The organism is Streptomyces sp. LZ34 (assembly GCF_053890475.1).
Genome location: NZ_CM132680.1, coordinates 940126 through 953171 on the forward strand (window position 1 = coordinate 940126; position 13046 = coordinate 953171).

The 13046-nt window shown below is 70.7% G+C and carries 8 protein-coding genes; 5 read left to right on the forward strand and 3 right to left on the reverse strand.

Annotation, left to right across the window (positions count from 1 at the left end; all coding sequences use genetic code 11):
- The first annotated feature begins 4 nt into the window (after positions 1–4).
- Positions 5–1168 carry an MFS transporter gene (locus ACWY4P_RS03030; RefSeq protein ID WP_456212789.1) on the forward strand — a complete coding sequence of 388 codons (1164 nt, stop codon included), beginning with the start codon at positions 5–7 and terminating at the stop codon, positions 1166–1168.
- Here the strand turns inward: ACWY4P_RS03030 and ACWY4P_RS03035 are convergent, their stop codons facing one another.
- Positions 1169–2587 carry a glycoside hydrolase family 28 protein gene (locus ACWY4P_RS03035; RefSeq protein ID WP_456208528.1) on the reverse strand — a complete coding sequence of 473 codons (1419 nt, stop codon included), beginning with the start codon at positions 2585–2587 and terminating at the stop codon, positions 1169–1171.
- Positions 2588–2650: 63 nt separating this feature from the next.
- On the reverse strand, positions 2651–5632 hold the full coding sequence (locus tag ACWY4P_RS03040) for an alpha-L-fucosidase (protein ID WP_456208529.1): 2982 nt from the start codon (positions 5630–5632) through the stop codon (positions 2651–2653).
- Between the two features lie 205 nt (positions 5633–5837).
- Between ACWY4P_RS03040 and ACWY4P_RS03045 the strand changes: the two genes are divergently transcribed.
- The 3 genes from ACWY4P_RS03045 to ACWY4P_RS03055 all read left to right on the forward strand — a co-directional run bounded on the left by ACWY4P_RS03045 (position 5838) and on the right by ACWY4P_RS03055 (position 10538).
- Entirely contained in the window at positions 5838–6842 is a 1005-nt protein-coding gene (locus ACWY4P_RS03045) for a LacI family DNA-binding transcriptional regulator (protein WP_456208530.1), read from the forward strand.
- Positions 6843–7011: 169 nt separating this feature from the next.
- Positions 7012–8841 (forward strand): flavin-containing monooxygenase, encoded by a 1830-nt coding sequence (locus ACWY4P_RS03050; RefSeq protein ID WP_456208531.1) that lies wholly within the window; start codon positions 7012–7014, stop codon positions 8839–8841.
- 35 nt (positions 8842–8876) lie between these two features.
- Positions 8877–10538 (forward strand): hypothetical protein, encoded by a 1662-nt coding sequence (locus ACWY4P_RS03055; RefSeq protein WP_456212790.1) that lies wholly within the window; start codon positions 8877–8879, stop codon positions 10536–10538.
- A gap of 137 nt (positions 10539–10675) precedes the next feature.
- On the opposite strand, the gene ACWY4P_RS03060 is transcribed toward ACWY4P_RS03055, so the two are convergent.
- Positions 10676–11341, reverse strand: coding sequence for a TetR/AcrR family transcriptional regulator (locus ACWY4P_RS03060; RefSeq protein WP_456208532.1), 666 nt, complete (start codon positions 11339–11341; stop codon positions 10676–10678).
- Positions 11342–11444: 103 nt separating this feature from the next.
- On the opposite strand from ACWY4P_RS03060, the gene ACWY4P_RS03065 reads away from it, so the two are divergent.
- Positions 11445–12932: an FAD-binding oxidoreductase gene (locus tag ACWY4P_RS03065; RefSeq protein ID WP_456208533.1), complete on the forward strand. Its 1488-nt coding sequence runs from the start codon at positions 11445–11447 to the stop codon at positions 12930–12932.
- The last annotated feature ends 114 nt before the right edge of the window (positions 12933–13046 follow it).

Consider the following 13046-nt stretch of genomic DNA (forward strand, 5'->3'; position numbering starts at 1 on the left):
GCACATGTTGCGGGTCCGAGATCCCTTCCACCGGAGCCAACTGGCGATCGCCGCGCTGTTCTGCTCCCTCGGCTTCCAGTACGCCACCTGGGCGTCGCGCATCCCCGCCATCAAGGCCGATCTCGGCCTGACGGCGGCGGAGGTGGGTTTCCTCCTGATGGCCGCGGGGGTCGGCGCGAGCGTGTCGTTCCCTCTCGTATCGGTGTTGATGAGGCGTCTGGGCTCACAGCGCCTCGCGCTGCTGTCGGCCCTGGGACTGACGCTGCTGCTCATCGCCCTGGCCGTGGCACCGAACTATCCCGTCGCCCTGGCGGTCGTGTGCTGCGACGGAGTGCTCGTGGGGTGTCTGAACGTCGCCATGAACGCGCAGGGAGCCGCACTCGAACTCCGGCACAGGCGCAACGCCATGGCCAAACTGCACGCGACGTTCAGCGGCGGCTCGCTGCTCGCCGCCCTCCTGGCCTCCTGCGTGAACGCGGTGACCTCGGCGGTGGCCGTGCACTTCGGCGTGGCCGCGGTCGTCCTGCTGCTCCTGTTCGCCTACGCCCGGACCGGGCTTCTGGCGGAGGACGAGGCCGCCGAGGAGAAGCGGGACGAGACGAAGAGCCGTGGCGGATGGTCCCTGCCGACCCGCATGACGCTGTGGATGTGCTGCGCCATGGTCTTCGGCACGGTCACCGAGGGCGCCATCAACGACTGGTCGGCCCTCTACATGACGGACGTCGTCAACGCCTCGGCGGAACTCGCCCCCCTGGGGATCGCCGTCGTCTCGGGCATGATGGTGCTGGCCCGGCTCTTCGCCGACGGCTGGCGCGCCCGCTGGGGCGACGGGCGCGTCGTGATCCTCGGAGGCGCCGTGGCCGGGGCGGGGCTGGCCCTCGCCCTGCTGAGCGGCGGTGTGGTCCCTGCCCTGATCGGCTTCTCCTGCGTCGGCCTCGGCATCGCGGCCGTGACCCCCTGTGTCTATGTCGCCGCGGCGAAGCAGGGTCCGGACGCCCTGGCTCTGGTCGCCGCCATGGGAACGACCGGCCTGCTGGCCGGTCCCCCGGTCATCGGCTTCGTGGCGAACTCCAGCAGTCTGGTGTGGGGCCTGGGCGTCGTGGCCGCTTCGGCGGTCGTGGTGTCCCTGTGCGGCACCCGGATCCGGTGGACGCCCGCCAACGCCTGATCACGGCACCGCCTGGCCGTTGACGAAGACCCGTCGGAAGGTGAGCTCGTCGGTGTAGGCGATGCTGTCGGGCTTGAGGATGCCGGTGAACGTGGAGCGGGAGAGGCGGACGTCCCGCAGATGGTCGGTCTCCAGGCCGACCAGTTGCAGCACGGCGGGGGCGCCGTCGATGTCCATCCGGTCCACACGGATGTTCCGCACGGACACCGGCAGTGTCCCGCCCTCGCCACCGTTGTAGTTCATGTTCACGAACACGATGTCGCGCTCCACGTCCTGCCCGGTGAAATCCCGGATGTGCACGCCGTCGATGTAGCTGCCGCGCTTCTTGCTCGCCTTGACGTACAGCGCGTGCTTGACGGGGTAGCGGCCGGGGAAGTCCGGCGGGTTGATCTCGCAGTTCTCGGCGAAGATGTCGTGCACCCCGCCGGACATCTCACTGCCGACCGTCATCCCGCCCCAGCGGCCGGAGAACTGGCAGTCGCGCACGATGATGTTCCTGCTCGGCACGCCGACGCGGTGGCCGTCCTCGTCGCGGCCGGACTTGACTGCGACGCAGTCGTCGTTGGTGTTGAAGCGACAGCCGGTGACGAGCACGTCGGAGCAGCACTCCGGGTCGCACCCGTCGGTGTTGTAGAGCGTGCTGTCCACGGTGACGTCGCGCACGGTGACGTTGGTCGACAGCACGGGGTGCACGGTCCACATCGGCGGGTCGACGATGGTCAGGCCGCTGACCAGGACGTTGCGGCAGCGGTAGAACTGCACCATCTTCGGCCGCAGGTAGTGGCCGTCGCCGAAGACCCGCTCGGCCACCGGCACACCCGTGGAGCCCATCCGGCGCAGCAGGCTCTGGTCGGGCCCCTGGAGTCCGCTGGTGCGGTACCAGCTCTCCCACGGTCCGAGCCGGGCCTGCCCGTCGAGCGTGCCGGGACCGGTGACCGCCACGTCCTGCTCGCCGTACGCGTAGATGAAGGGCGAGTAGTTGTAGCACTCGGTGCCCTCCCAGCGGGTGAACACCACCGGCAGGAAGTCGCGCGGATCGGGGCTGAAGGCGATGGTGGCGCCCGCGGTGACGTGCAGGTCCACATGGCTGCGCAGGTGGATCGCACCGGTGAGGTAGCGGCCTTCGGGGACGAGGACGTGGCCGCCACCGGCGCGGTGGCAGGCGGCGATGGCTGCCCGGAATGCCTCGGTGTTCATGGTCCGCCCGTCGCCGACCGCACCGTAGTCGGTGATCCTGAAGGTCCGGCGGGGGAAGGCGGGTGGCCTGATCCGGGCCAGGATCTTCGGTACCGGGCGCCACGCCCCGGTGTACGGGGCAGCCGCGTATGCGCGCCCCGCGGGCAGCTGGGGAAGCAGCGCGCCTGCCGCCAGCAGACCGCCGGTGCGCAGCGCGGAGCGGCGGGAAGGTCTCGGGTGCATGGCCTGACTCCTCGGCATCGTCGGTGTTCCAGGACTGTTCCGCGACCTTGGTCAGCACACGGGCTAGCCGAGGGAGATCCGGTCGAGGTCCGGGGCGGACTCGGTGTCGTTGGAGATCTTGATCGTGTTGGTGCCGGGTTTCAGGGTGACGGGGATGGAGGTCGTGCGCGGGGTGGTGTTCCCGATGTCGGTCACCGTCACCTCGGTCGGCGGGCCGCCATTGACGCTCACGTCGAACGAGCGGGTGCCGTTGACCGTGTAGTCGAGGTGGAGCGTGCGCTCCCCGCCGTCGGGGACGACGACGTCGGGGAAGAGCACGGCCGCCTGCTCGCTGCCGCCGATGTTGCGCACCTTCTCGGCCCCGGAGCAGGGTCCGCAGCCGGTGATGCCCGTGCTGCCGAGCTGGTTGGCCGAGTCCTCCGCCTCGCGCGCCCAGATCCGGCCGGCGGGCAGCGGCCGCACCCGGACGGGGTCCGAGACGGACTTCTGCCGGCCGAGCAGCGTGAAGTCCGCCGTGACGGGGATGTCCGCCGAGCCGGTGTCCTGGCCGGGTGGGGAGGTGAGGGTCCAGCTGCCCTTCAGTGTCTGGCCGAGCCGCAGCGACCGGGCCGTGACCGGGCCGCCGTCCGCGGTCCAGCCGGCCGGCAGCCGCGGGGCGAGGCCGACGTCGTCGAGTTGCTCGTCGTCGTCGAGCCGGAGCGTCGCCGTGACGGTGATCGACCGCTGGCCGGGGCCGACCCACTGCAGGCCGTGGGGCCGGACGGTGAGCGTGGTCTTGGGCGTGTACGACGCCGGGGGCAGGGGGGCGACCGCGATCCGGTCGAGGCCGGGGCCGCGGGCGGCCGTGCTGAAGACCCGTACGGTGTTGACGCCGGCCTTGAGCGGCACGGAGACCGCCGTGCTCTCCGGCGCCCCTCCTGCCCTGTCGGGGTTGTTCGCGACGACGGGGACCTCGACCGGTGCCGCGCCGTTGACGCTCACGGACAGGGAGGAGGGGGCCGCCGCGGTGTGGTCGAGCTGGAGCCGGTAGTCGCCGTCCTCGGGGGCGTGGACGTCGCGGTACGTCACGGAGTTGCGTGGCCCTGCGCCGAGGCCGTCGACGAGCCGGCCGCCGGAGCAGGCGCCGCACTCGGCGGAGCGGGCCGCGCCCGACAGCCGGTTCTCCCGTGCTTCGGCCTCCAGCGGCAGCGGAGTACGGGTGGGCTTCGGGCGGCCGTACGCCACCTGGATATCGTCGATGCGCAGCTGCTTGAAGAACTCCGGCGCCTGCGGGCCGCCCCACAGGCTGCGCACCTCCAGCTTCAGATAGCGGGCGTCGCGGTCGCCGATGTCGATGGTCTGCACCCCGCGGGCGCTGCGCAGCGCCCCCGCGCGCACCTGTGTCCAACGCTTGCCGTCGCCACTGGCGTAGACGCGGTAGTCCTTGATGCGCGCGGAGTCTTCGGGGCGGCCGAAGGACGACCGCGCGTGCGTCGGGGACCACTCGCGCTGGTTCACCGCCAGCGCCGTGGCGTGCCTGCGCGCGCCGAGGTCCAGCGTGACGGAGACGGGCAGCTCGCCGTCGCTGTCCCAGTAGGTCTCGTGGTTCCCGTCGGCGAGGTCGGCCGCCGGGTGACCGGCCCGCGCGGCCGAGGCGGTGGCGTCGACGCCGGACTGCTTGTAGTAGGGCCGGCGGCCGTCGGTCTCGACCTTGAACACGGTGTCGTACGGATCCCAGTCGCGGATGCCGAGGATCGACAGGTGGCCGCCGGACTGGCTGAAGCGCATCGTCTTGCCGGTGCGCAGGTCGGTGACGCGGCGCACGCTGTAGCCGTTGTCGCGCAGCCGCACCATGTCGGTCCGCGGCCGCGTGACCACGTGCACGTACTGGGTGCGGTCGCCGTCCTCGCCCCGGCCCACGGTGACCACGCCGTGGGCGCCGTCGTTCCAGAAGCCGGGCTGCATGCCGCCGTACATGTAGCCGCCGCCCTCGACGCCGTACACCGACTCCCGGACGGGCTCGACCCACCTGCCCATGAAGTCGTTGAACTCCTCCTGCTGCGGCGGCAGTTCGCCGTTCACCATCGGCGTCTCGGCCATGAGCGATTTGATGGAGGAGCCGGCGTTGGTGATGTAGCGGCCGGTGCTGAGCCGGGCGTCGACCTGGTGGTCGCCGCCGTCGTACCACCAGTCGCCGGTGGTCGGCAGCTTGTAGTCGGCCTCGGTCAGCCGCGGCATGGGAACGGTCACGGCGGCGGGGTAGTCGTACCCGGGGGTCATGCCGGTCTTCTGCTCATTGCTGACCGTGTCCATGACCGGCGTGTCCTCGTTGTTGTTGCTCAGCAGCCAGGACGGCCGGCGCTCGCGGATCTGCTCGTAGAGACCGCGCTCCTCCCAGTACTCGTTGTCGTTGTCGATCCAGAAGCCCGACAGGTCCGGGTAGTTCTCCATGACCTCGAAGAACAGGTCGTAGCTGAACATGCCGAACCCGCGGCGTGTGGTCAGGTCGACCTTCTGGCCCTTGTACGCGGAGTAGGCGGCCGAATCCAGCGTCTCGGTGCCCTGCTCGTTGTGCCACTGCGGGTCGTCGGTCATGTAGAGGATGATGCGCACGCCCTTGGCCTTGCCGGCGGCGACGAGTTCGCCGAGCAGGTCACGCTGGGGGGCGCAGCTGCCGGGGATCTTCGAAGGCCAGGGGCGGGCGTAGCCCAGCCTGCTGTGGAAGGTCGCCAGCACGATGTACGAAGCGCCGAGCTTGCGCGCCTCGTCCACCCAGTAGTCGGCGCTCCAGCCGCCCTCGGTGACATCGCGCTCCCATTCTGCGCAGTCGAGGTGGCGGGGGTGGGTGAACATACCCCAGTGCAGGAAGAGACCGGCGGTGGACTCGCGCAGCCACTCCTGCCGCGGGTGCTGGACCTCGGCGTCGGCCGCGGGGGCGGCGAGGAGGCCGACGGCCAGGGCGAGTACGAGTGCCGCGCACAGGGTGCGCCACCGGGAGCGCGCGGCGCGGGCGGCGCGGGCGGCAGGGTTATGGACGGGGCGGAGCGGGATCCTCAGCGTGGGCATGTCCTGTCCTCCGTGAACGTTCCCGTGAGCGTTCATGGAGCACTGTCCGGCCCACCTGGCCGCTGTGTCAATATGCGTGTGACGGCGGGATGTTACGGGCATGCCTTCCGTTGACGCCCGTCGCCGCCGGGTGATTATCAAGGCGGGAGCGTTCACGTGAGCGTTCTCGCTTGCCACGTCCGCGCCGTGGGAGAGGGGTGGGGCCGTGCCCGCGAACACCAGGACGCGCCGCATCACCATTGACGACGTGGCGCGCTCGGCCGGCGTGTCCCGGCAGACCGTCTCCCGCGCGGTCAACGACAAACCGGAGATCGACCCCGCCACGCGGCAGCGTGTGCTACAGGTCGCCCAGGCCATGGGCTACCGTCCCAGCCGGTTCGCCCGCGGCATGGTCGGCCCGGGGCTCACCACGCTGGGCCTTGTCATCGCGGACGTGCTCAACCCCTTCTTCCCCGAGGTGGTCTCCGGCGTGCTGGCGGCGGCCGACGAGCGCGGCTGGCAGGTCGCCGTCTACAGCACCGGGTCCGCCCTGGAACGCGAGACCGCCGTGGCCGAGACCGTGGTGGACCACGTGGACGCCTGTGTCGCCTTCCTGCTCGACCCCGGCGCCATCGAGCTCATCCGTCGCTCCGGCATGCCCTTCGTGCTGCTCGACAACGAGCAGCGGCCGCCGGCGGTGAGCGGGGGACGCATCGACTTCGCCACCGGCATGCGCCAGGCGGTGGGCCACCTCGTCGAGCGCGGCCACCGTCGGATCGCGATGCTCGACGACCGCGGGCGCCCGGACGCCGGCGACCGCGGCACCCGGCACTCGCTGTTCCTCCAGGCCGCCACGGAACTCGGGCTGCCCGCCGATGAGGGTTGGGTGTTCCCGGCGGTCAACTCCCTCGACGGTGGGGCGGCGGCCATGGACGACGTGCTGGACACCGCCTTCGGGGCGACGGCCGTCCTCGCGTACAACGACCTGATCGCCATCGGCGCCATGCGCCGCGCCCGCGACCGCGGCGTGAGCGTGCCGGAGGACTGCGCGTTCGTCGGCTGCGACGGGCTGACCCTCAGTCGGCTGGTGGACCCACCGCTGACCACCCTGCTGGTCGACAAGGAACTTCTCGGCCGGGCCGCGGTGCAGCAGGTCGCCGCGCAGATGACCGGCGTCGGGACGCGGGAGACGGTGATCGTGCCGCGCCTTGTGGTGCGCGCGTCTTCCTGACCTCCGCGCGCCCGTACCGCTCCACGGCCCCGGACAGTCGATCGGCATCTTGGCTAAATTTAAATCAGTCGATTGACTGATCAGGGTGCACTGGGTTGACTGCACCTCGACGGCCTCGGGGCACCTGCTTGCCCTCCCCACCGCTTCAAGAAGAAGGACGGGAACCTTGATGTCCACTCCCCCCACACCATCCGGCTTCGCCCCCGCCGATCCGGAGGAACTGGGCTTCGACCCCGAGGAGTTGCGAACCCGCTACCGCGCCGAGCGTGACCGCCGGATCCGCCCCGACGGCAAGGCCCAGTACCAGGGCGTCACCGGCGCGTTCGGCTACTTCGACGACGATCCCCACGCCGATGCGGAGTTCACCCGCGCACCCTTGCGCGACCGGGTCGAGGCGCTGGTCATCGGCGGCGGCTTCGGCGGCCTGCTCGCCGCGGCGCGGCTGCGTCAGGCCGGCGTGGAGTCGATCCGGGTGATCGAGAAGGGCGGCGACTTCGGCGGCACGTGGTACTGGAACCGCTACCCGGGCATCCACTGCGACATCGAGTCGTACATCTACCTGCCGCTGTTGGAGGAGGTCGGATACGTCCCGAAGTGGAAGTACGCACCGGGAGAGGAGATCCGGCAGCACGCCCGGGCGATCGCGCGGCGCTTCCACCTCTACGACGACGTCTGTTTCCAGACTCAGGCCACCGAACTGCGCTGGGACGATGCCGAGTCGGAGTGGATCGTCTCCACCGACCGTGGTGACGAGATGCGGGCGCGCTTTGTGACGGTCGCCAGCGGAACGCTCAGCCAGGCCAAACTTCCCGGCATACCCGGGATCGAAAGCTTTAAGGGGCACACGTTCCACACCAGCCGTTGGGACTACGCCTATACCGGAGGAAGCGCGAGCGGCGGCCTGGACAAGCTCGCCGACAAGCGCGTGGCCCTCATCGGTACCGGTGCGACCGCCATCCAGGTGGTGCCGCACCTCGGGGCCGACGCGCACCACCTCTACGTGTTCCAGCGCACGCCGTCCTCGGTGGATGTGCGCGACAACCGGCCCACCGACCCGGAGTGGGCCACGTCGCTTCAGCCGGGCTGGCAGCGGCGGCGCATGGAGAACTTCCTCAAGGTCGTCACGGGCGTGCGGGCCGACGAGGACCTGGTGAACGACGCCTGGACCAGCAGTGCCCGGCTCTACGAGAAGATGATCCCGACCAACAGCTATGCGCACATCCCGCCCGAGGAACGGGAACGCGCCTACGAGATCGCCGACTTCCAGAAGATGAACGAGTTGCGCGCCCGGGTGGACGTTCTCGTGGAAGACCCGGAAACGGCGGAGAAGCTCAAACCCTGGTACCGCTACATGTGCAAGCGGCCCACGTTCAGTGACACGTATCTCCAGACCTTCAACCGACCCAATGTCACCCTGGTCGACACGGTCGACACCCATGGCGTGGAACGGATCACCGAGAGCGCGGTCGTGGTCTGCGGGGTGGAGTACGACGTCGACTGCATCGTCTTCGCGACCGGTTTCGACGTCGGTGTCTCGGGGGTCATGTCCGGGAAGCTCCCGGTGTACGGCAGGCGCGGGGTGTCCCTCCTGGACTCCTGGAAGGAGGGGCCGAGGACGCTCCACGGGTTCTACAGCCACGGCTTCCCCAACCTCTTCCAGCTCGGACCGCTTCAGAACGCCAGCGCCGTCAACTTCGTCCACGTCCTCGACGAGCAGGCGCTCCATGTCGCCGAGGTCGTCGCCGAGGCGCGCAAGCGTCGGGCCCGGTACGTCGAGCCGACCGTCACGGCGCAGGACCAATGGGTGGCGACGATCCGCCAGAAGGCGGCGGACCTCCAGAAATTCCATGCCGAATGCACTCCTGGCTACTACAACAACGAGGGCGAACCCCGTAAGCGGAGCGAGTCCTACGGCGACGGCCCGATCGCGTTCCACGAACTGCTGCGGCGCTGGCGTACGGACAGCCGGATGAACGACGTCCTCAACGAGGCCGAGTGAAGACCGGGAGCTCCGAGAAAGTGCGTCAAGACGCGATGGTGTCACCCAGCCGGTTCGACGAGACCGGCCGCGCCCGTGCCACAAGCAGCCGTTGGGAGGTGAAGCGGCTCAACCAGCCCAACCGGCTGTGGGGTTCCAACGGTGTCGCCTTCGGCCCCGACGGGCGGCTGTACGTCGCCCAGTTCCTCGCCGGGCAGATCAGCGCCGTCGACCCGGCCACCGGGGACGTCGAGGTGATCGTGCCGATGGACAGCCCGGTCCAGTCACCGGACGACCTCGCTTTCGGGGCGGACGGTTCGATGTACATCACCGACCTGATCCCCGGCCGGGTGTGGCGCCGCAGCCCCGAGGGGGAGTACACCCTCGTCTCCGACGAGGTCACCAACCCCAACGGCATCACCTGCATCGGCGACCGGCTCTTCGTCAACGAGATGAAGCCCAACGGCCGCCTGATGGAACTCTTTCCGGGCGGCGGTGGCCCGGTGGTGCTCACCGAGGGGCTGGCCATGGGCAACGCGATGCAGCTCGGCCCGGACGGCCATCTGTACTATCCGCACATGCTCAGCGGCCAGGTCTGGCGGATTCCCCCGGACGGCGGTACGCCCGAGGTGGTCGCGGAGGAGGTGCACCAGCCGGTCGCGGTCCGCTTCGACCAGGGCGGTGTCCTGCATGTCCTGTCGCGGGGGGTGGAAGGAATCGTGACCCGGATCGACGTGCACGGTGCCGGGTCTCGGGCGCTCGTCCACAGCGGTGTGGTGGGCCTGGACAACGCGGCGTTCGACACGGAGAACAGGATGTTCGTCTCCAGCTACGCCAGCGGCGGCATCATGGAACTGCACTCCGACGGCAGGACCCGCGAGATCGTGCCGCGCGGGCTCGATGGCCCCTACGGGGTGACGGTCGATCCGGGCGGCACGGTCTACGCGGCCGACCACTACCGGCTGGCGAGCCCCGCTGCCTCCCGCGAGATCTCCCGCGAAGGCGATCCGCGCGGCTGCTCGGACGGTGCCGAGCCGGGCGGCGTGACCACATTTGCCTTCCTGTGCTTTTCCCACGGGATCACTGCCGACGGCGAGTTGCTGCACCTCACCTCGCAGTACGGCGACGTCCACACCTACGACCCGGCGCACAGGACCACGCGGACCCGGGCGACCGGGCTGAAGCAGCCCCTGGGTATCGCCGTGGGGCCGGACGGCTCGCTCGTCGTCGCCGAGGCGGGCGCCGGCCGGGTCGTGGCCATCGACGACAGCGGCACCCTCACCCCGCTCGCCGAGGGGCTCGACCACCCCGTAGACGTGGCCTTCGACGGGGAGGGACGCTGCTATGTGAGTGACGACCGGCTCGGGGTGGTGTGCCGCATCGACGACGGGGAGACGGTGACCGTCGCGGACGGGCTCGGTGCGCCGCAGGGGCTGGCGGTCCTGGGTGACGAACTGTTCACGGTGGAGACCGGCCACCGCAGGCTCCGGGCGATCTCCCTCACCACGGGGGAATGCAGGACAGACGCGGAGGACCTGCCGGTCGGACCGCCCCCAGGCGTCGTCCCCCGCACCCAACCCGCGCTGTTCGCCGGCGGTCTGCCGGGGATGGCCACGCGGTTCGCCAGCCTCGCCGTCGCCCCGGAAGGCTCCCTGCTCCTGTCGGCCAACGGCGAGGGCACCGTGCTCCGGCTGGCCCCGTCCCGAACCGGCGCCTGACAGCCGGCGCCGGCAGAAGGACGAGGCTCGCGTCGTCGTCCGGGCCTCGCAGGTCCAGACGACGACGGGCACGCCTGGCGCCGTCGTGCCGGGCGTATGTGTGAGGACGGTTCGCCCGCCCCGACGGATTGCCTCGATCAGAATCCGAAGCGCGTGCGGAAGAACTCGTCCAGGTCCGGGCGGGTGGCGGCCGGGCCGGGCAGCCGCTCCGCACTCGGGGTGCGCAGGCCGTCGAGGAGGACGGACAGCTGGCGGCCGGTCAGGTCGGCGGAGAGGCCGCCGCCGGCGCCGTCCTCGGGGATCCGCGGGGGCAGGGAGACCATCATCAGGACCAGGTCGTACGCGTTCACGTCCGCCCGAAGAGACCCCTCCCGTTGGGCCCGTGCCACCAGGCCGTCCAGGTCGGCCAGCAGCGCGTCGCGCGCGGCGACGAGGGCCGGGCCGGACTCCGTCGTGCGCCTGCGGGAGACGGGGAACATCTGGCTGCTGCGGACCTCGGCCATGTAGCGCATCACGCGAGTGAAGGCGGACCAGGTGTCCGGTTCCTCGGTCAGGGCGCGGGCGACGACCTCCGAGGTTTCCCGCATATGACCGATCGCGACCTCCTCGACGAGGGCACGTTTGTTGGGGAAGTGCCGGTAGATCGTGCCCATGCCGAGACCGGAGCGGCGGGCGACCTCCTCGATGGACACCTCGTAGCCGCGGTCGGCGAAGACGGCGCGGGCCGCCCGCAGGATCTGCCGGACGTTCTCGCGCGCGTCGGCCCGCTGCGGGCGGGCGCCGGAGGGGACGACTTCGTTCATGGCCTGGGATGTTACGCTCCCGGACCAGTACCGGAAAATCAATTTCCGGTTAGCCGCCGGAGCTGCCCGCGGACGCGGACTGCCCGACTTCAGGGAGACACGCATGAGCCCGACCGGCTCGACCCCCACATCCCCCGCATTCCCCACCCACGACGACTTCCCGGCCGACTTCCGCGGCGCCGTCCTGCGCCCCGGCGAGGACGGCTACGACCAGGCCAGGGTCGTCTTCAACGGCCGGGCCGCCGACACCGGCCCCGCACTGATCGCCCGCTGCGCCGACGAGGAGGACGTCGCCACCGCCCTGCGTTACGCATCAGCGCGCGACCTGCCCATAGCGGTGCGCGGCGGCGGCCACGGCTCCGACGGCCACGCCATGCCGGGCGGCGCCCTCGTCCTCGACCTGTCCGGCATGCGCGAGATCACCGTCGACCCGGACACCCGCACCGTGCGGGCCCAGGCCGGCGTCCTGCTCGGCGAACTGGACGCGGCCGCGCAGGAACACGGCCTGGTGGTGCCGTCCGGCACCGTCACCACCACCGGCGTCGCCGGACTGACCCTCGGCGGCGGCATCGGCCACCTCATGCGCCGCTTCGGCGCCACTGTCGACAACCTGCTCGCCTGCGAGATGATCACCGTCGACGGCCGGAAGGTCCGCGCGGACGAGAAGGAGAACCCGGACCTGTTCTGGGCGCTGCGCGGGGGCGGCGGCAACTTCGGCGTCGTCACCGCCTTCGAGTACCGCGCCCACCCCCTGGGCCCGGACGTCGTCTCCGGGCAGATCATCTTCCCCGGCGACCAGGCCGCGGCCGTCCTGGCCCAACTGCCCGCCTTCATGGCCGAGGCCCCTCGCGAACTCGGACTGGCGACCGCGCTCACCTTCGCGCCACCGCTCCCCGCACTGCCCGAGGAAGCACACGGCAAGCTGATCCTGATCCTCATTCCGGTCCACACCGGCGACTTCGCGGACGCGGAGGAGACCATCGGAAGGCTCGCCGCACTGGGCACCCCCGTCGCCGACACGGTGCGGCGCACCACCTGGCTCAAGACGAACAGCATGCTGGACGCGACCGCCCCCTACGGACGGCGCGCCGGTGCGCGCGGCGGCTATCTCGCTTCGCTCACAAAGTCCGCGATCGAGACGCTGGTCGAGCGCGTGGCCGCCGCACCGGACCTCCCGGGGACGATCACCGCGCTCAACGTCTGGTCGCTGGGCGGCGCGATCTCCGAGGACGTCGACGAGGACGCCACCGCCTTCTCCCGTGCCGGCGCGTCCTGGCTCTGGGAGACCGCCACCGTGTGGACGGAGCCGGAGCACGACGCGCCCTTCGACGCATGGGCCGACGCGACCGCGCTCGCCATGCGGCCGCACACCCTCCCCAACGCCTACATCAACCTCACGGAGGACCAGGGCGAGGCCTGGCGCCGCAGCGTGTACGGAAGTGAGGCCAAGTACCGGCGGCTCGCCGAGATCAAGGCGGTGTGGGATCCGCGGAATCTGCTCCGCCACAACAAGAACATCGCTCCCGCCCTCAGCGAGCCCCTCAGCAAGCCCCTCAGCGAGCAGGAGCCCCCACGCGCAAGCCGTCCATGACGAGGCCCAGGAGCCGGGTGGCCTGGGGCCGCCATCCTGTTGGAGGGCATCACGGTACGGTCCGACACCACCGCGGCCGTCGTCGCCCCGGTGCCGACCTCGCCGGCTACCACA